Origin of the sequence: Mycobacterium ostraviense (genome assembly GCF_002705925.1) — a bacterium.
GTDB classification, from domain to species: domain Bacteria; phylum Actinomycetota; class Actinomycetes; order Mycobacteriales; family Mycobacteriaceae; genus Mycobacterium; species Mycobacterium ostraviense.
On the sequence record NZ_NKRE01000001.1, the window covers coordinates 3,803,625 to 3,820,970 of the forward strand.

Genomic DNA, 17,346 nt, shown 5'->3' on the forward strand with positions numbered 1-17,346 from the left:
TGGCAACCCGTGGCGGTAAGGCGGTGATCTGGCGCGAGGAGGAATCTCAGCGGGTGATATTCCACACCGACCGCGGTTCGACTTATACCGCGAACAGCTTCACCACACTGTGCCGGGACATGGGGATCCGGCAGTCGATGGGCCGGGTCGGTTCATGTTTCGACAACGCTGCCGCTGAGGCGTTCTTCTCCTCGCTGGAGTGGGAAGTGTTGTCCCGCAATGTGTTCGACACTATTGTGCAAGCACGTGCTGGCGTGCTTGACTGGTGCTACGGCTTCTACAACCACGTCCGGCGGCACAGCACGATCGGGATGGTCAGCCCCATCAACTACGAGAACGCTGCGGCCACCAACCGGGAAGCCGCATAGAGGAAACCTCCACGATTTGGGGGGAACCACAGGTGAGTTGCATCCACTCGCCAGTGGAAGGCTCGGCAAATGACTGAACAGCCGCCACCCCCGCCCTCCGGTTATCCGCCACCGGCCGGTTGGCCGCCGCCGCCGGCACGCGCGGGATATCCGCCGCCGCCGGCACACGCGGGATATCCGCCGGTCCCGGGCCAGCCGATGGATGGCTTGCCGATGGAAGCCTACGCCTCGTGGATCCGGCGGGTAGCCGCCTATCTCATCGACCACATGCTGGGGTTGGCCATCGGCGTGGCTCTCGGGATCGTCGGCGGGTTGATCGTCGCATGGGCCGGCGGGGGCGCACGCTTGCAGGGCGTCGTCGGATTGATCGTCAATCTGGCGATGCTGGCGTACTGGGTCTGGAATTGGGGCTTCCGCCGAGGGATTACCGGCTCGACCGTGGGCAAGTCGGTGCTGAAGTTCAGGGTGCTCAGTGAGCGGACAGGTGCGCCCATTGGCGTCGGATCGTCGATCGGCCGCTACTTCGCCCACATCCTGGATGCGATCACGTTCGACATCGGCTACCTGCTGCCGTTGTTGACCGCCAAACGGCAGACAATTGCCGACATGGTCATGGATACGGTTTGCTTGCTCGACGAGCCGCCGCAAGTGCCGAGTAGCCGCCAACCAAGACCGAGACCGCGGATGGCGCTCGGTGTCGTGGTGCTCGCAATCGCGGCCATGCTCACCGTGCTGGCTTGTTTGAACACCACCAGCCACTGGGTCTGCACGGGCGGTGGCCGGTATCCGCACTGCGGGCCGCAGGTGTCGGTCGGCCCGATCTCCTACGGCGCCCCAAAGGTTTTCGATCCCTATGTCCAGGCGGCGCTGGTAACCCCGCTGTGGACCGCGGGGATCTTCATCCTGCGGCGGTACTACCGGGCGACCTACGTGCTGGTCCCGATCGCGGGCATCGTCTCGACGACGGTCTTCGCGCAGGGTCGCTACGAATGGGGCTGGCGGCACAATTGGTTCGCGTTCCTGGCGTGCGTTGGCGTGACGACGGCGGTGTGCGTGCTGATCGCGCGAAGCATCACCCGGTCCGTTGCGGCACGCCGGGCTTAGCCACGGATGGCCCGGCGATCAGCCTGCCGGCGGGTACACACTCGTCACCTCCAGCAGCCGCATCACCGGCGGGGGATCGAACTGCAGCGCGTCGGACATGTGCAACCGGCCGGCCGAAGCAACCATGTTGTCCAGGATCGCCTGCAGGTCGTCGCCTTCGATCTCGTAGAGGGCCACATACGGCCCGTCATCATTGACCGGTCTGAGGCGCCGCGCCGAGACGAATCCGTCGAGCGCCACCAGCTCGGGAATGTGGACGTCGTCGTACCAGCTGTGGTACTCCGGTTCGCGTTCGGGTGAGCTGGGACGGGTTTCGACATAGATGATTCCCCTGACCATGGTCGGTGCCTCTCTGCTGACTACTCGTATCTCACGGTGATCGATGCGGTTTCGGGAACGCCCTGGCAGGTCAAAATGTAGCCCTCGGCCACCTCGTCTTCCTCGAGCGCGTCGTTGACCCGCATGGTTGCGCTGCCCTCGACGAGCCTGGCCATGCAGGTTCCGCAGTTGCCGGCCTCGCAGCTGAACGGTGGGTCCAGGCCCGCCCGGCGGGCGCTTTCCAGCAGCGTCTCGCCGGGGACCAGGGGCACCGACACCTTCTTGCGGTCGAGCTGGATCGTCACCATGCCTGGCTCCGTCATGACCGCCTTCTCGGACTAGCTGCACTTGCGTTCTTCACTACAGAGAATACTATTCTCCTGAGAAGATAGTATCTTCTCAAGACGTCAAGGCCCCGGGGAAGGACGAGACGTGACCGAACCGGCCGCGCTCGTGTTCGAGGATCGGTGCTTCAGCCTGCGCACGCTCGACGCGCTGACCGACGGTCTCGGTGCGGCCTTGCGGAAGCGCGGTGTCATCGCCGGCGAACGGGTCGCGGTCATGGCGTCCAACCGGCCGGAGTTCGTCGCCGCATTGCACGCGATCTGGCGGTTGGGGGCGGCGGCGGTGCTGATCAGCCCCGCCTGGAAGCGCGGCGAGGTCGACCACGCGCTGGGAGTGACCAACGCGGCTCACGCCGTCGGCGACCAACCGATGCTGGCCGACCTGATGCCGATGCTGGACCTGGACGACCCGATCGCGCCCGCAGCGCCGTTGACGGGTTCTCCGCCGCCCGGCGACGACGCGGTGCTGGTGTTCAGCTCGGGCACCACGGGTCTGCCAAAAGCCGTGCGGCATACCCATGCATCGCTGGACGCCGCCGTTCGCCAGTGGCGCGACGCGCTGCAGCTGACCGAGCGCGACCGCATCCAGATCGCTACGCCGCCGTCGCACATCCTCGGCCTGCTCAACATCCTCACCGCGTTGCGGACCGGCTCGTGGGTGCGGCTGCATCCGCGCTTCGACGTCGACCGGATGTTGTCACACATCGAAAATGACCGCATCACAATCGAAATGGCGGTTGCGCCCATTGCTCAGGCCCTCGCGTCGCACCCGCGGCTCGAGTCCTACGATCTGTCGTCGCTGCGGTTCATCATGTGGGGCGCCACACCGGTCGCCGCCAGCATCGCCGAGACGGTGACCCGGCGGACCGGTGTCGGATGGGTGCCCGCCTACGGCACCACCGAATTACCGGTCATCGCCTGCAATCCTGTCCAAGGTGCCCGGCTGGACTCGGTGGGGCGCCCGGTTGCCGGTGTGGATTTGCGGATCGTGTCGCCGGACACCGGCGAACCGGTCGACCCGGGGAAGGTCGGCGAGATTCAGGCCCGCTCGGCGTCGCTGATGGCCGGCTACCTTCCGGCCGCGGCCAGCGCTGAGGTGTGCTGCAACGGCTGGTATCGGACCGGGGACGTCGGCTGGCTCGATGGCGAGGGCTGGCTCCGAATTACCGACCGGCTCAAGGAGATGATCAAAGTGCGCGGATTCCAGGTTGCGCCGGCCGAAGTCGAGACCGTGCTGCACGGTCATCCGGCGGTCAAAGACTGCGCGGTGTTCGGTGTTCCCGACGGCGCCAACGGGGAGGCGATCGTCGCCGCGGTCGCCACGCATACGCCCGGCAATGCCGGGGTGGCCGCCGAGCTCACCGAGCGGGTAGCGGCGAGGCTGGCGCCCTACAAACGGCTGAGCCGGGTGGTGTTCGTGCCCGACATCCCGCGCCTGCCCTCGGGCAAGGTGCTGCGCCGAGTGCTCAAGGAGCTTCATGGATGTCCGTCTGACAGCTGAACAACGACAATTGCGCGACGCCGCAACGAAATTGGCCGACGATCTGGGGCCCGGGTCCGTGTCGGACCTGGCCGGTGAGGACCGGATTGCCCGGCTGGACCGCCAGATTGTCGCGACGGGCTGGCGGTCGCTGCGCTCCGATGGGGCATCAGGCATCGAAGTCGCCATTGTCGCAGAGGAATTCGGGCGCCGACTGGTCGATGCCCCGTTTCTCGGGCCGGTGCTTGCCGACGACCTGGCCCGCCACCTGGACACCGAGGCCCGTGGCAAGACGATCGCGGTCGACGACCTCGCATTCGATGCTCGCGGATATCGGCGGGCGCTGCTGCTATTAGGAACCGCGGTGTTCGCGGCTGACATCGATGCCGGCCGGGGCAGCGGCGCGGACCTGACCCGAGTGACGACGGGCATTGTCGAACCGCCGCTGCCCGTCGGCGAGGTATCCGCCGATACCGCCGGACGATGGCTAGCGCTCGCGCTGGTAGCCACCGCGGCGGATCTGGTCGGTGATGCCCGCGGCGCGCACGCGCTGGCCTGTGACTACGCGAAAATCCGTGAGCAGTACGGAAAGACGATCGGTTCGTATCAGGCCGTCGCGCACCTGCTGGCCGAAAGCCTGGCCCTGATCGAAGGGTCCATCAGCATCCTGCGCCACGCCGCCTGGGCGGTCGACGAACTGGAACCGCCGGAAGCTGTCCGCGCTGCCCGGATCGCCAAGCTCTATTGCGCACGAGCCACCCGAACGGTCTGCGAGACCGCGGTGCAGGTACACGGCGGCATCGGCAACACCTGGGATTGCCTGGCACACGTGTACCTGCGCAGGGCCTTGACGTCGACCGAGCTGTGGCCGGTGAGCCTGAAGGAGGTCGGTCGTGGACTTTCGTGATTCCCCGCCGGAGGCCGCTTTCCGGGAACGACTGCGGGCCTGGCTTACCGTGCATGCCAAGGAGTTCTGCGCTATCGGCGACGAATACTGGGCCCGTCAGGCCGATTGGCATCAGACGCTGTACCGAGCCGGGTTCTTCGGATTGTCCTGGCCGCGCGAGTACGGCGGCCAGGAGCTGCCGCCGGTCTACGACGTCATCGTCGACGAAGAGCTGGCGCGCGCCGGCGCTCCGCCGCGCCCCAGCGTGGGCTACCTGGTCTTCGGGATCGGCAGGCACGGCAGCGACGCACTGCGGCAACGCTTCCTGCCCGGCATCATCGACGGCACCCAACGCTGGTGTCAGGGCTTCAGCGAGCCGGGTGCCGGCTCGGATCTGGCGTCACTGACCACCACCGCCACCCGCGAGGGCGACCACTATGTGGTCCACGGACACAAGATCTGGACCAGCTACTCCGATGTGGCCGACTGGTGTCTGCTGCTGGCCCGCACCGATCGGCAGGCACCGCGACATCGCGGCCTGTCGGCGTTCGTCATCGAGATGAAACAGCCCGGCGTGCAACAACGTCCGCTGCGCATGATGAACGGCGTCAGCAACGAATTCGGTCAGGTGTTCTTCGACGGCGCAACCGTTGCGGCGGACCGCATGGTGGGCGATCCCGGCGACGGCTGGGCGGTGGCCATGACCGTGGTCGGGCACGAACGCGAGCCGTCGACGCTGGGCTATGCGGCCCGATACGCCAAGCTGGTACGAGAGTTGCTGGCGCACAACGATAATCCGATAACCGACGAGCTCGTATGGGCGGCAGTCCAGGCGGAGATGTTGACCCACCACGTCCGCCGCCGGCTGTCCGAACAGCTCGACGGGGTCTCGCACGGACCCGAAGGATCGCTGGACAAGCTACTGATGACGTGGGTGGAGCAGTCCGTCGGACACGCCGCACTGGCCGTCGGCGGAACCCGCGACCCGGACCTGCTCAGCGCCTACCTGTACAGCCGCGCGCAAAGCGTGATGGGCGGCACCTCACAGATACAGAAGAACATCATCGCGTCGCGAATCCTGGGACTGGGAGTCTGAATGTACGACATGCCAACAGAAATCGATGTCCGTGCCGACGGAGGCTTGCGGATCATCACCCTCAACCGCCCCGATGCCCTCAACGCCGTCAACGACAATCTGCATGTCGGGCTGGCGCAGCTGTGGCCGCGATTGAGCGACGATCGCACTGCCCGCGCCGCGGTGCTCACCGGCGCCGGCCGGGCGTTCTCGGCGGGCGGCGATTTCACGTATCTGGCCGAATTGGCCCACGACGCCGATCTGCGCGCCAAGACCATCGCGCATGGGCGCGACATCGTGCTGGGTATGGCACGCTGCCGAGTGCCGGTGGTGGCGGCGGTCAATGGCCCGGCCGTAGGTTTGGGCTGCAGCCTGGTCGCACTGAGTGACATCGTCTACATCGCCGAAGACGCCTACCTGGCCGACCCGCATGTTCAGGTGGGATTGGTGGCCGCGGATGGTGGTCCGCTGACCTGGCCGTTGCATATCAGCTTGATGCTGGCAAAGGAATATGCGTTGACAGGTACCCGAATTCGCGCTCAGCGGGCCGTCGAACTCGGGCTGGCCAACCACGTCGTCGCCGACCCGGTCGCCGAGGCGGTGGCTTGCGCCCAGCGGATCATGGAGTTGCCCCAGCAGGCAGTCGAGAGCACCAAGCGGGTGCTCAACATCCATCTGGAACGAGCCGTCCTGGCCAGTCTGGACTATGCCCTGTCGGCCGAACACCAATCCTTCACCACCGAGGATTTCCGGTCGATCATCACCGATCTGACCGCCGGCAAGTACTGACGAGCGTAACGTCACGGCGAAATTTCGGTCCGGTTTTGGCCGTGGCGTTACGCTCGCGGTGAGCCGCCGCGGTCGTGGTGACCCAGGAAGTCCCGCAGCAGCGCGTCGAACCGCTGCGGTTCTTCGATGAAGGGCAGGTGAGCACTTCGCTCGAAGAACTCGAACCGCGAGCCGGCGATACGGCGGTGCATGTCGCGCATGTGTTCCGGCGAACATTCGTCATACCTGCCGGCGATCAGCAGCGTGGGCAGGGTGATCTCAGCCAACCGATCGACGATGTCCCAGGATCGGATGGTGCCGACAATGTGAAAGTCGCTGGGGCCGAACATCGTTTCGAAAATCTCGGTGCCCATGTTGCGGAATGCTTCATAGAGTTCGGCGGGCCAGGGTCGGGTGCGGCACAGATACGTCTCGTTCCAGGTGGTGATCGCGGCCTGGTATTCGACGGAATGCGTGGTGCCGGCGGCTTCGTGGCGCTCGATGGCGGCTTGGGTCGCCGGGTCCAACTGTGACTTCAGTCGGGTCACGTGGTCGGCGAACTGTGGTAGGGACGCGGTGCTGTTCGAGATGATCAGGCTGACGCCACCGGATAAAACGTCAAGGACGTACTGCTGGGCGAGCATCCCGCCCCACGAGTTGCCGAAGATGTGAAAGGCGTTGAGGCCCAGCGCTTGCACCACGGCGTCCATTTCGGCCACCGAGCGTTGCATCGTCCAAAGATCCACATTCGACGGACAGTCGGAGTTCCCGCACCCGAGCTGATCCCAGAAGATGACTTCCCGCTCGTTTGCCAGACGTTCCAGTGAGGTCAAGTAGCAGTGCGGCAGACCCGGGCCGCCGTGCACCACAAGCAGCGGAAGGCCGGGTCCGCCGCCGACCCGCTTGAACCACACGTTTCCGCCCGGGACCGCGATTGTCCCCTCCAGTCGACTCACGCCACCAGCCAACCATCAGCGGCTGCACCTGCCTCTTCGACCCGACGAAGGCTGTGCTGCGCCGGCCCGCCGCCCGCGCTGGGACCGCATTCAGCAGGATCACGCTATATCTGACCATTTAGCCAATCACCGCACGCTGCAGGGAATCACGTACGTAGCCAACAAGTTCATCAGTGCGGATCCGCATTAGACCCCACAGATGGCGGTCGAATTCATCAATACTTCGACGCATTACTCCGAATCATTGAGGCTAGCGGAGCAGCTCAATGCGGTGGCATAGTGCGAGTACGATTTCAGCAAGCGAAGCTAGAGGCCCAAAGACCCTAGTGACCGATCTTGCTCAAGCGGAAAGTCGATTCGACCGTACAAGTCGAGTCCGAGAGAAGGATCCGGCAATGGAGTTTGCTCGTTGAGCAACGGCATGGGGGTGGACCTGTGAAGACCTTCACCAAGATTCTGCTCGCGGTGTTTGTAGCCCTGGCATCATTTCTCCCGGTGTCGTCGGCGATGCCGCTGCTGGCACGGGCCGAGGGCACTGCATGCGAAAGCCGTGGTTTCGACATAGCAACCTGCGATCAGTACTTCCTCGAGGACCTGAGAGACCGCGGTGTCCCGTTTACGGACCCGGGGGCGGCGATCAGGGTCGGTCACGGCACCGCTGACTACCTGGCCCAGCACCCCACGATGAAGGGGATCACAGCCATTGCCAACAGGCTCATCAGGGACAATTCAAATGTGAATTTCACCGTCCAGAATGCGGTCAACTTCATCAAAGTCTCGGTGCATTACTACGGACCACCCGGATTAGAGCAGCAGCTCGAGGCGGCGGCATCGTGAGCAGTCGCTGGCCGATAAGACGGGAACAGACTCCCTGTCCGGGGCGGCAATACCGATCGGGGTCGTCGGTAGCGTGCACGTCCACGTCGCTGATCCCGGTGTACCCATAGGCGGCACCGCCTCGGCCGTCTTGTGTCCACTGGTGTCAAGGTTGTCGATCGCAAAGTGGATCAAGCGGTTATATGCGATTTCTCGTCGAACTGGGCGCAAAACTAAGCTGCATAAGAAATCGCTGGCGTAGTAAAGCGTCCAGTCGCGCGATTCTTGGGAATGGTCTTTTGGGTATGCCCTAAGGCACGGCCGTAAATTTTTTCAGATTACTGCTGGCCTTGGCTCGGATGAAGATCAGAGAAATCGCTCGGACCAGAGAAACCGTTCTTGATTGCCTGGGTCAGCTGTTGCGGGTTCGCAGTCGGTGCGTTGCCGAGGCTGTCGGGCGGGCAAGCCGTGGCGTCGGCACAGTTGAGCGCGAAGGAGCCGATGCCATCGGTGGGGTCCGCGGCAGGGTCGGCCATTGCGGGCGCTGCCACCCCGACGGCGGCACCGAGCACGATAGCCGCGCCGATCAGTACTTTCGTCAACATAGTTTTTCTCCTAGATAGGTTGCTTCGCATCGTACGCTCTGCCGGTCTCGGATGGTGGCGGTCGCAACTGTGCCCAGCCGCACCGCAAATCCGCTTGAACATTTCCGTCCAGGGCCGCGATTGTCTCTGCCAGCTGAGTCATGTCCGCAGCCATTGCCGGTGTGCTTCGTCGATCATTTTTGTACTCGTTCGGACCGTTTGGTCGGCAGTCATCACCCAAAGCTTGCGGGGCCGCCCAGCGAGGATCCGAACGCCATCGCCAGTCCCGCGAGATAGGTCACAATGACAATCGAAAGCCCCAGAGCGGGCCAGGTCCACTTCGTGGTGGCCCTGCGGCGCGCCACGACGAGCCCGGCAATGGCGACGACAACGCCAACCAGGATTCCGGCGAGGGTGACGACGCCGCCCGTGGCTAAGAGGTCGGGGTTGCAGGTCCCCTCGGGTGAGATCTTGTACGAGCAGCGGGCCGCATTGTTGAAGGCGTACGTGCCAAAGTAGGAGCCGATCGCCACCAGCGGCACCAGGACCGTCAGGATCGGCGTTAACACGATGTCGGCGGTGCTTCGCCGGCCGACTTCATCAGGGGGCATCTCTTGCTCCTGTGTGACGTTGGGTGGTTGGCGTTGTCGGAGTTGGCAGCTTGGCCGCGTCCCCATAGTGAACTAGCCATTGCCACCGGCGACAATGTCTATCCGCAGGTCGCGGCGGCCCAATCTCCTTGCAACTCGCACTCTCAGAATGAGAGAATAGTGTTCTCGCCCAACCTGTGGATGGAGAAGACCTGTGCCAGAAGCCGTCATCGTGTCCGCCCTGCGTACGCCCATCGGCACCGCTCGCAAAGGAACCCTGCGCGACACCAGCGCGTTCGATCTGGCCCATCACGTGGTCAGCGAAGCCGCAGTCGGTCTCGACCCGGCACTGGTCGACGACGTGATCCTGGGCGAGGGTCTCTACGGCGGCGGCGTGATCGCCCGCCACGCGGCCATCACCGCCGGCCTGAGCCACGTGCCCGGTCTTGCGAACAATCGGCACTGTGCGGCCGGGCAGGCGGCCGTGCAGAGCGCTGCGGCCGGTGTGCGCGCGGGAATGGATCAGCTCGTCATCGCCGGCGGAGTGAACTCGGCGTCCACCTCGCCGCGGTCTCGGATGCAGGTCGACGGCGAATGGGTCGACTGGTTCCCGCCGACCCACCCCGACCGGCCCGACGCGCCCAACCTGGACATGTCCATCACCGTGGGGTGGAACGCCGCGGTCAAAGCGGGCATCAGCCGCGAGGAGATGGACGCGTGGGCGCTTCGGTCACACCGCAATGCGATTGCCGCGATCGACGAAGGCCGGTTCAAGGAAGAGATTGTGCCCATCGAGACCCCGCACGGGCTGTTCTCGGTCGACGAGCATCCACGCCGCGATACCACTATGGAGAAGCTGGCTGCGCTCAAGCCGTTGCATCCCGAAATAGCGGGCTTCTCGATCACCGCGGGTAATGCCTGCGGCGCCAACGACGGTGCCGCAGTGCTGACCATCGCCAGCGACCGGCTCAGTGACCGGCTGGGACTTCCCGCGTTGGCCCGCATCGTGTCCTGGGCATCCGTCGGTGTGGACCCGGCGGCCACCGGCTTGGCGCCTGTCGAGGTGATCCCGAAAGCCCTTGCCCGCGCAGGGCTTTCGATCTCCGACGTGGATCTGTTCGAAATCAACGAAGCGTTCGCGTCGATGTGTGTGGCCACCGTGAAAATGCTCGACCTCGACCCGGACCGGGTCAACGTCAGCGGCAGCGGCTGCTCGCTGGGCCATCCCGTGGCGGCAACCGGTGCCAGGATGCTGGCGACGCTGGTGCACGAACTGCGCCGCCGCGGCGGGGGAATCGGCATCGCGGCGATGTGTGCCGGCGGCGGCATGGGTTCGACGACGGTCATCGAGGTTGCAGCGGCGTAACGAGCTATAGCGAGCCGTAACGCATGGACATCGCCGATCTGATTGCCCGGGCGCGCAACGGATCTCCCCGCGCGGCAGGTCGGCTGCTGAGCCTCGTCGAGGGCGACCGGCGCGACGAGGTACTGGCCGCCATCGACCCTGCGCCGAAATCGGAGATCCGCGTCGTCGGCATCACCGGACCGCCGGGCGCCGGAAAATCGACGACGATCGCGGCCCTGGTCGGCGCCTACCGGGAGCGCGGCTGCCGGGTGGCGGTACTGGCCGTGGACCCGTCGTCGCCGTTCAGTGGGGGTGCCCTGCTCGGCGATCGGATCCGGATGGCCGCACACATCGACGACTCCGACGTACTGATCCGCTCGGTAGCCAGTCGCGGCCACCTCGGCGGTCTGGCCGCAGCAATTCCCGCCGCCATCCGGCTGCTGCAAGCCATCTGTTACGACGTCGTGCTGCTGGAAACCGTCGGAGTGGGCCAGTCGGAGATCGAGATCGCCGCCGTCGCCGACCCGACCGTCGTCATCCTCAACCCCGGCACGGGCGATGCGGTGCAGGCCGCCAAAGCGGGTCTGCTCGAGGTCGCCGACATCGTGGTGGTCAACAAGGCCGACCGAGACGGTGCCGAGCAGACCGTGCGGGATCTGCGCGCTGAAACCGATGCTCCCATCGTCAAACTCGCAGCCGCACGCGGTGACGGCGTCGCGGACTTGGTGGCCGCGATCGACGCACATCACCGCAACGACAGCCGGAACCGCCGGCTGGTCCGTGCCCGCGCGCTGATCCTGTCATTGGCACACACCCGGCTGCGGGCCCGTGCCGACCTCGATCGGCTCGCCGAGTCGGTGGTCGACGGCCACGACGATCCGTATACGGCGGCCGAACGGTTGTTGCCCCCGCACCCGCGACAGGACTGAAACCCCCGACCGAAGCGCGGCCCAGCGCGCCGGGTGGAGGACACCACCTCCGTCGATCGGTGGACAGCATGATTCCGCCAGCAAAGTGCCCGCTCCCCCGACAGACACCGGAGGGGCGCCACGGCACTGTTATGTCATGTCTTTCGTGACCAGTGAACCCGAGGCGCTGATCTCGGCAGCGGGGAACCTGCAGTCGATCGGTAGCGCCATGAACGCGAGTAATGCGGCCGCGATAGCTCCCATCACCGGCGTCGTACCGGCCGCCGCAGACGAGGTGTCGGCGTTGACCGCAGCACACTTCGCTGCCCACGGCGCTCTCTATCAAGCGGTCAGCGCACAGGCCGCAGCGATTCACGAACTCTTTGTGACCACCCTCGGAGCCAGCGGCGGTTCCTATGCGGCGGCCGAGGCGGCCAACGCGATCGCAGCCCGCTAAGGACGGATTCCGCAGCGAATGGTGTGCGGGGCGCTGCCGCCCGAGGTCAATTCCGGACGCAGGTACGCCGGGCCGGGGGCAGGATCGATACTGGCCGCCGCCGGCGGGTGGGATGGCCTGGCCGCCGAGTTGACCTGAGCATTTTCGGTACCCCGTTCTTCGTCTGCACTTCCTCCGCGGGGCTGATGATGTCGGCGATGTCGGCCTTCAAGGGCCTGTTCCCGGCGGCGGCCGCGGTCGGCAGCCAGATCGCGGCGGCGGCGGAGTCTGCTGCCGCGGGAGCCCTGGGTTCGGTGGGCATGGCAGGCCTGACCGGCGCGGTGTCGGCCGCCCTGGGTGAGGCGGCGACTGTCGGCGGCTTGTCGATGCCAGCGGCGTGGGCCGCCTCCGCTCCCACCCTGAGTCATGCCGCGGTCGCGGCGTTGCCGGGCGCCGTCTCCGCCGGCGCTTCCTCGCTCGGCTCCGGCGCGGCCCCCGGTCTACTGGGCGGGCTGCCGCCGGCCTAGCCCTGCTTCGCCGGATGCCTGATTCGAACACGTCACCCCACTCGTCCGGCGAGCATGGGTTTCCGGGCGTCATTTGGCTGCTGCTGGGCGGCAACCTGGTGGTGCGCGCGGCAGGGTTCGCCTATCCGTTCATGGCGTTTCACGTGGCCGGGCGAGGGCATGCCGCGGGCGCTGTCGGCGCGGTCCTGGCCGCCTTCGGGGTCGGTTGGGCAGTGGGTCAGCTGACATGTGGCTGGCTGGTGGACCGCACCGGGCCGCGCGCGACGCTGGCGTCCACCATGCTGGTGGCGGCCACGGTGCTGGTGCTGATGGCCCAGGCCGGTAGCGTGCCGGCATTGCTGATCGGCGCTCTGGTCACCGGTGTGGTCTACGACGCGCCGCGCCCGGTGCTGGGCGCCGCGATCGCCGAGTTGGTGCCCGATCCCGGGCGGCGGGCCAAGATCGACGCCTGGCGCTTCGGCTGGATCGTCAGCATTGGCCGGGCGATCACCGGCGGTGTGGGTGGTCTGCTCGCCGGCTGGTCGGGCGTGCCCGTGCTGTTCTGGATCAACGCCGTTGCGTGCGCGATGCTGGCGCTGCTGGCGGTCTGCTGCATCCGCGCCAGGGAGCATCGCCGGTCCCCGGCGGTCACCCAGCCGGCTGACATCGGTTACCGCGGAGCGTTTTCGGATGCTCGGCTGGTCCTGCTTCTCGGGTCCAGCCTCGCGACGCTGACGGCGGTCCGTGGTCTTTATGCCGCGGTACCCATGCTGATGGCCGACAGCGGTTTGGGCGCAGGCGAATTCGGCTGGGCGCAACTGGCCAATGCCGTTGCCGGTATTGGACTGACCCCGGTGATGACACCGTGGCTGGGCCGAAAAGCGGCGGCCCGGTTTCGTCCGAGGCTCGACATCCTGGCCGTCGCCGGCGTGTGGACGGCGGTGAGCATGTCGGGCGCCGCGCTGGCACACACCACCCTCGGCTTCACCGTCGCCACAGCGGTCTGCACCCCGGGCGAGATCGCCTGGTTCGTGATCGCCGCCGGCATCGTGCATCGGATCGCTCCGCCCGCCAATGGCGGCCGTTACCACGGCGTCTGGTCCATGACGCTGGCTATCGCTTCAGTGGTAGCCCCAATCCTCGCCTCCTACAGCCTAATTCATGGCGGCCATCGTCTGGTGGCGATCGTCACCGTGACGGTCGGGCTGACCGGCGCCGCGCTGTGTCTACCGCTGGCCCGCACGCTGGGCCGGTCCACTTCAGTTCCGGTCCTGAGTCACCCTGAGGCGGTGCCACTTTGCCGCACACGCCACGTCACCGGCGTCGAGCAGCCGGGCCTCCAAGCCGCGCCGAGGTGACGTCGTGGGCGCACGCGTTCATCACAGCTCGACCCGTGCGGTGTCCCCTGGTCGGAGGAACGGGCGCTCATCAAGCGATGGGCCCGATCGGCGGGCTCCGCATCCGGCGGTGAAGCGCCGCCGTGAGTACGGTGTTCCCGTGGCAATCGCCAGCGACGTGGAACTGGAGCGGGTACGCAGCCTGCACCAGCTGCGCTCGTACCGGATCGTCTCGGTACTTCGCATCGGGGTCCTGGTGTTCGTCATTGCCGCGATGATCGTCGGCACCCCAGAGCGCGAATGGGCCCAGCAATCTGTCTTGGTCGCTTTGTATGGCATTGCCGCACTGTGTGCCCTGGCATTGGCCTTTTCCCGGGTGCGACGACAGCTCGGAGCGGGGGAATCGTCGGGCGTGCGCCGGTGGGAACCTCTGGTGTTCACCGCGGTCGACATCGTGGCGTTGACCGGCCTGCAGCTGCTGTCCGCCCACGGATTCTATCCACTGCTGATCATGACGTTGCTGCCGGTCCTGGCGGGTGTCGATATCTCGTCACGGCGAACTATGACGGTGCTGGCGTTCAGCCTGCTCGGGTTCGTGCTGGCGGGGGTCCACGACGGCGTGCTCTTCGGCCCGTCAGGCTGGCCACATACCGCTTTTCTCTTCTCAATGTATGCATTTCTGTGCGCCACAGCGTTGGTGGTGGTGCGTATCGAGGAGCGCCATATTCGCTCGGTGGCCGGGTTGAGCGCGTTGCGCGAGGAGTTGCTGGCTCAGACCATGACGGCCTCTGAGGTGTTGCAGCGCCGGATATCGGAGTCCATTCACGACGGGCCGCTGCAAGACGTGCTGGCCGCGCGCCAGGAACTTGTCGAGCTGCAGATCGCATGGCCGGGCGACGAGCGGGTGGACCGAGCGTTGGCCGGCTTGCAGGATGCCTCGGAACGGCTGCGCCAGGCCACCTTTGAGCTGCATCCGGCCGTCCTCGAGCAAGTCGGGCTGGGGGCGGCGGTCGAACAGCTGGCCGCCTCCACCGCGGCGCGTTCGGGCATCCAGATCAGCAGCGACATCGACTATCCGGTGCGCAATGAGATCGACCCGATCGTGTTCGGTGTGGCCCGTGAGTTGCTGTCGAACGTGGTGCGCCATTCCCGGGCCCGCACTGCGTCGGTCAGCCTCGGGATCATCGACGACACCTGCGTTTTGGATGTCGCCGACGACGGCGTGGGAATCAGCGGCGACACCATGGCCCGTCGCCTCGGCGAGGGGCACATCGGCCTGGCCTCGCATCGGGCCCGGGTCGACGCCGCCGGGGGCATATTCGTTTTTCTGGATACCCGGGCGGGCACCCACGTCCGCGTGGAAGTACCGCTGAAATCCTGATTGCGGCACGCGATTGCTGGCCAAGAGGCAGTGAGTCGAGCGGCAGTCAGTCGAGCAGGCCCTGCCGCATGGCTTCGGCCACCGCGGCCGCACGGTCGCTGACGCCCAGCTTTTCGTAGAGCCGCTGCACATGGGTCTTGACCGTCGACGGCGCCACATACAGTTCGCCGGCGATCGCGGGGATGCTCTGGCCGCGGGCAATACGATTGAGCACCTCCCGCTCGCGGGCGCTGAGCACCGGAGCCGTCGGGGCCGCTCGCTGGCGGATCTCGCCGGCAAGGCCGCCAACCAAGGAGGGCGCGACGACGTCGCGTCCCTTGGCGCAATCAAGCACGGCTTTGACGATCTCGGTGCGTGTCGAATCCTTCAGCAGGAACCCGGCGGCGCCCTGCTGCAATGCCTGGTAGACGATCGCCGATTCGTCGTGCGCCGAAATCAGCAGCACGCGGGTCGGCAAGTCGTAGCTGCGCACCGCGGCGGCCACCTGGGCACCGTCCATGCCCGGCATCCGGTAGTCGAGCAAGGCAACGTCGGGCAACTCCGTCTTGATCAACTCCAGCGCCGTCGCGCCATCATCGGCCTCACCGACCACGTTGACCGAGCCGCTCAGGGAAAGCGCGCGCACCACGCCCTCGCGGAAAAGCGGGTGGTCATCGCCGACCACCACACGGACTTTCTCGGGCGCCGTCATGTCCGCGTCAAGTCCCTGTCATGTCCGGGTCATGTCCCTGTTATTTCCGGGTCATGTCCGGGTCATGTCCATGTCGGCCGACCATGGCGATGAGTGTAGCCGTTCGCCGCGACCATCTGCCCGCAATTCCTGGACAACTCGCGGGCCCGCTCGACAGTTTGCTCCGGCGGATCGGCGATATTGCCGCGCAACACCCAATCGCATCCGCGGTCATGACTACGGTGTTCTTGTGGTAGAGACCAGCGACGCGGAACTGAAACGGGTGCGCAGGCTGCACCAGATGCGCTCCTACCGAATCGCTTCGGTGCTCCGAATCGGGGTTGTGCTGTTGATGGTCGCCGCCATGCTGGTCGGCACCAACAACTCGGAATGGCTGCAGCAATCCGCGTTGATCGTCGCCTACGCGCTGGCCGCGCTGTGGGCCCTGGCGTTGGCGTTTTCACCGTCGCGACGCGTCATTGTGTTGCACCGATTCGTCAGGATGGCCAGATACGAGCCGTTTGCGTTCACCGCCGTCGACGTATTCGCGTTGACCGGTTTCCAGTTGCTGTCCACCGACGGGATTTATCCGTTGCTGATCATGACCTTGCTGCCGGTGCTGGTGGGCTTGGACGTGTCGTCGCGGCGGGCGGCGGTGGTGCTGGCTTTCACGCTCGTCGGATTTGCCCTCGCGGTGGTCCAAGATCCGGCGATGGTGCGGGCAATCGGATGGCCCGAAGCGATATTCCGATTCGTCCTCTATGCGTTTCTGTGTGCCACCGCATTGATCGTCGTTCGGATCGAGGAGCGCCACGCCCGCTCGGTCGCGGGTCTGAGCGCGTTGCGCGAGGAGCTGCTGGCTCAGACCATGACGGCCTCTGAGGTGTTGCAGCGCCGGATCTCGGAGTCCATTCATGATGGGCCGCTGCAAGATGTGCTGGCCGCCCGTCAGGAGCTCATCGAGTTACAGACGGTTGCGCCCGACGACGAGCGTGTCAACCGGGCCTTGGCCGGTCTGCAGAGCGCATCGGAACGACTGCGGCAGGCCACCTTTGAGCTGCATCCGGCCGTCCTGGAACAGGTTGGCCTCGGCGCGGCCGTCGAACAGCTGGCCACGTCCACCGCGGCGCGTTCGGGCATCAAGGTCAGCACCGACATCGACTATCCGGTGCGCAATGAGATCGACCCGATCATGTTCGGTGTGGCCCGTGAGTTGCTGTCGAACGTGGTGCGCCATTCCCGGGCCCGCACTGCGTCGGTCACCCTCGGGATCACCGACGGCGCGTGCGTTTTGGATGTCGCCGACGACGGCGTGGGAATCAGCGGCGACACGATGGCTCGTCGCCTCGGTGAGGGGCACATCGGACTGGCCTCGCACCGGGCCCGGGTCGACGCCGCCGGCGGGACTTTCGTCTTCCTGGACACCCCGACCGGCACCCACGTCTGCGTCGAGGTCCCGCTGAAGTCCTGAAAC

20 protein-coding genes and 1 pseudogene are annotated in these 17,346 nt (G+C 66.0%); 15 read left to right on the forward strand and 6 right to left on the reverse strand.

Annotation, left to right across the window (positions count from 1 at the left end):
- Positions 1-368: integrase core domain-containing protein (locus CDN38_RS17760; protein WP_142361360.1), on the forward strand; the 368-nt coding region annotated here is incomplete at its 5' end.
- A 69-nt stretch (positions 369-437) separates the two neighbouring features.
- Positions 438-1,472, forward strand: coding sequence for an RDD family protein (locus tag CDN38_RS17765; RefSeq protein WP_082277264.1), 1,035 nt, complete (start codon positions 438-440; stop codon positions 1,470-1,472).
- 18 nt (positions 1,473-1,490) lie between these two features.
- On the opposite strand, the gene CDN38_RS17770 is transcribed toward CDN38_RS17765, so the two are convergent.
- Entirely contained in the window at positions 1,491-1,811 is a 321-nt protein-coding gene (locus CDN38_RS17770) for a DUF4286 family protein (RefSeq protein ID WP_075512011.1), read from the reverse strand.
- A 20-nt stretch (positions 1,812-1,831) separates the two neighbouring features.
- Complete coding sequence (locus tag CDN38_RS17775) at positions 1,832-2,113, reverse strand: 2Fe-2S iron-sulfur cluster-binding protein (protein WP_036408797.1); 282 nt, start codon at positions 2,111-2,113, stop codon at positions 1,832-1,834.
- A gap of 109 nt (positions 2,114-2,222) precedes the next feature.
- Between CDN38_RS17775 and CDN38_RS17780 the strand changes: the two genes are divergently transcribed.
- Genes CDN38_RS17780 through CDN38_RS17795 form a run of 4 tightly spaced genes read left to right on the forward strand, consistent with a single transcriptional unit; the run spans position 2,223 to position 6,364 of the window.
- Entirely contained in the window at positions 2,223-3,635 is a 1,413-nt protein-coding gene (locus CDN38_RS17780) for a class I adenylate-forming enzyme family protein (protein WP_099319099.1), read from the forward strand.
- Positions 3,613-4,521 carry an acyl-CoA dehydrogenase family protein gene (locus CDN38_RS17785; RefSeq protein WP_075512132.1) on the forward strand — a complete coding sequence of 303 codons (909 nt, stop codon included), beginning with the start codon at positions 3,613-3,615 and terminating at the stop codon, positions 4,519-4,521. The genes CDN38_RS17780 and CDN38_RS17785 overlap by 23 nt, the downstream gene beginning before the upstream one ends.
- Positions 4,508-5,596: an acyl-CoA dehydrogenase family protein gene (locus CDN38_RS17790; RefSeq protein WP_075512013.1), complete on the forward strand. Its 1,089-nt coding sequence runs from the start codon at positions 4,508-4,510 to the stop codon at positions 5,594-5,596. Before CDN38_RS17785 ends, CDN38_RS17790 begins: the two co-directional genes overlap by 14 nt.
- Positions 5,597-6,364: an enoyl-CoA hydratase/isomerase family protein gene (locus CDN38_RS17795; RefSeq protein ID WP_075512014.1), complete on the forward strand. Its 768-nt coding sequence runs from the start codon at positions 5,597-5,599 to the stop codon at positions 6,362-6,364.
- A 47-nt stretch (positions 6,365-6,411) separates the two neighbouring features.
- Here CDN38_RS17795 and CDN38_RS17800 read toward each other — a convergent pair whose 3' ends face one another.
- Entirely contained in the window at positions 6,412-7,290 is an 879-nt protein-coding gene (locus CDN38_RS17800; protein WP_180276427.1) for a proline iminopeptidase-family hydrolase, read from the reverse strand.
- A 444-nt stretch (positions 7,291-7,734) separates the two neighbouring features.
- Here CDN38_RS17800 and CDN38_RS17805 point away from each other — a divergent pair, with 444 nt between their 5' ends.
- Positions 7,735-8,136 (forward strand): DUF732 domain-containing protein, encoded by a 402-nt coding sequence (locus CDN38_RS17805; protein ID WP_075512016.1) that lies wholly within the window; start codon positions 7,735-7,737, stop codon positions 8,134-8,136.
- A gap of 317 nt (positions 8,137-8,453) precedes the next feature.
- Here CDN38_RS17805 and CDN38_RS17810 read toward each other — a convergent pair whose 3' ends face one another.
- A complete protein-coding gene (locus CDN38_RS17810) occupies positions 8,454-8,720 on the reverse strand; it encodes a hypothetical protein (RefSeq protein WP_075512017.1) in 267 nt (88 codons plus the stop codon).
- 212 nt (positions 8,721-8,932) lie between these two features.
- Positions 8,933-9,310, reverse strand: a complete 378-nt coding sequence (locus CDN38_RS17815; protein ID WP_075512018.1) for a hypothetical protein — start codon at positions 9,308-9,310, stop codon at positions 8,933-8,935.
- 193 nt (positions 9,311-9,503) lie between these two features.
- On the opposite strand from CDN38_RS17815, the gene CDN38_RS17820 reads away from it, so the two are divergent.
- From CDN38_RS17820 to CDN38_RS17850, 7 genes and pseudogenes are all read left to right on the forward strand, one after another.
- Entirely contained in the window at positions 9,504-10,655 is a 1,152-nt protein-coding gene (locus tag CDN38_RS17820; RefSeq protein WP_075512019.1) for a thiolase family protein, read from the forward strand.
- Positions 10,656-10,678: 23 nt separating this feature from the next.
- Positions 10,679-11,563 carry a methylmalonyl Co-A mutase-associated GTPase MeaB gene (meaB, locus tag CDN38_RS17825; protein WP_075512020.1) on the forward strand — a complete coding sequence of 295 codons (885 nt, stop codon included), beginning with the start codon at positions 10,679-10,681 and terminating at the stop codon, positions 11,561-11,563.
- A 136-nt stretch (positions 11,564-11,699) separates the two neighbouring features.
- Complete coding sequence (locus CDN38_RS17830; protein ID WP_075512021.1) at positions 11,700-11,999, forward strand: PE family protein; 300 nt, start codon at positions 11,700-11,702, stop codon at positions 11,997-11,999.
- Between the two features lie 18 nt (positions 12,000-12,017).
- Positions 12,018-12,131 (forward strand): annotated as a pseudogene (locus CDN38_RS17835) (PPE domain-containing protein); the annotation flags it as partial.
- A 65-nt stretch (positions 12,132-12,196) separates the two neighbouring features.
- A complete protein-coding gene (locus CDN38_RS17840; protein ID WP_161951667.1) occupies positions 12,197-12,505 on the forward strand; it encodes a PE/PPE C-terminal domain-containing protein in 309 nt (102 codons plus the stop codon).
- 14 nt (positions 12,506-12,519) lie between these two features.
- Complete coding sequence (locus CDN38_RS17845; RefSeq protein WP_082277267.1) at positions 12,520-13,842, forward strand: MFS transporter; 1,323 nt, start codon at positions 12,520-12,522, stop codon at positions 13,840-13,842.
- A 139-nt stretch (positions 13,843-13,981) separates the two neighbouring features.
- Positions 13,982-15,202: a sensor histidine kinase gene (locus CDN38_RS17850; RefSeq protein ID WP_075512133.1), complete on the forward strand. Its 1,221-nt coding sequence runs from the start codon at positions 13,982-13,984 to the stop codon at positions 15,200-15,202.
- Positions 15,203-15,248: 46 nt separating this feature from the next.
- Here CDN38_RS17850 and narL read toward each other — a convergent pair whose 3' ends face one another.
- The gene (narL, locus tag CDN38_RS17855; protein WP_023367793.1) at positions 15,249-15,893 is read right to left on the reverse strand and encodes a two-component system response regulator NarL; all 645 of its coding nucleotides are present in this window, start codon (positions 15,891-15,893) and stop codon (positions 15,249-15,251) included.
- A 280-nt stretch (positions 15,894-16,173) separates the two neighbouring features.
- Between narL and CDN38_RS17860 the strand changes: the two genes are divergently transcribed.
- Positions 16,174-17,343 (forward strand): sensor histidine kinase, encoded by a 1,170-nt coding sequence (locus tag CDN38_RS17860; RefSeq protein ID WP_201258293.1) that lies wholly within the window; start codon positions 16,174-16,176, stop codon positions 17,341-17,343.
- Positions 17,344-17,346 lie beyond the last annotated feature (3 nt).

What these genes read in the sequence shown, in the direction of transcription:
- CDN38_RS17765 (WP_082277264.1), top strand. Translation starts at nt 438, where the DNA reads ATGACTGAACAGCCGCCACCCCCGCCCTCCGGTTATCCGCCACCGGCC.
- CDN38_RS17770 (WP_075512011.1), bottom strand. Translation starts at nt 1,811, where the DNA reads ATGGTCAGGGGAATCATCTATGTCGAAACCCGTCCCAGCTCACCCGAA.
- CDN38_RS17775 (WP_036408797.1), bottom strand. Translation starts at nt 2,113, where the DNA reads ATGACGGAGCCAGGCATGGTGACGATCCAGCTCGACCGCAAGAAGGTG.
- CDN38_RS17785 (WP_075512132.1), top strand. Translation starts at nt 3,613, where the DNA reads ATGGATGTCCGTCTGACAGCTGAACAACGACAATTGCGCGACGCCGCA.
- CDN38_RS17795 (WP_075512014.1), top strand. Translation starts at nt 5,597, where the DNA reads ATGTACGACATGCCAACAGAAATCGATGTCCGTGCCGACGGAGGCTTG.
- CDN38_RS17810 (WP_075512017.1), bottom strand. Translation starts at nt 8,720, where the DNA reads ATGTTGACGAAAGTACTGATCGGCGCGGCTATCGTGCTCGGTGCCGCC.
- CDN38_RS17815 (WP_075512018.1), bottom strand. Translation starts at nt 9,310, where the DNA reads ATGCCCCCTGATGAAGTCGGCCGGCGAAGCACCGCCGACATCGTGTTA.
- meaB (WP_075512020.1), top strand. Translation starts at nt 10,679, where the DNA reads ATGGACATCGCCGATCTGATTGCCCGGGCGCGCAACGGATCTCCCCGC.
- CDN38_RS17830 (WP_075512021.1), top strand. Translation starts at nt 11,700, where the DNA reads ATGTCTTTCGTGACCAGTGAACCCGAGGCGCTGATCTCGGCAGCGGGG.
- CDN38_RS17840 (WP_161951667.1), top strand. Translation starts at nt 12,197, where the DNA reads ATGTCGGCCTTCAAGGGCCTGTTCCCGGCGGCGGCCGCGGTCGGCAGC.
- CDN38_RS17845 (WP_082277267.1), top strand. Translation starts at nt 12,520, where the DNA reads ATGCCTGATTCGAACACGTCACCCCACTCGTCCGGCGAGCATGGGTTT.
- narL (WP_023367793.1), bottom strand. Translation starts at nt 15,893, where the DNA reads ATGACGGCGCCCGAGAAAGTCCGTGTGGTGGTCGGCGATGACCACCCG.
- CDN38_RS17860 (WP_201258293.1), top strand. Translation starts at nt 16,174, where the DNA reads ATGCGCTCCTACCGAATCGCTTCGGTGCTCCGAATCGGGGTTGTGCTG.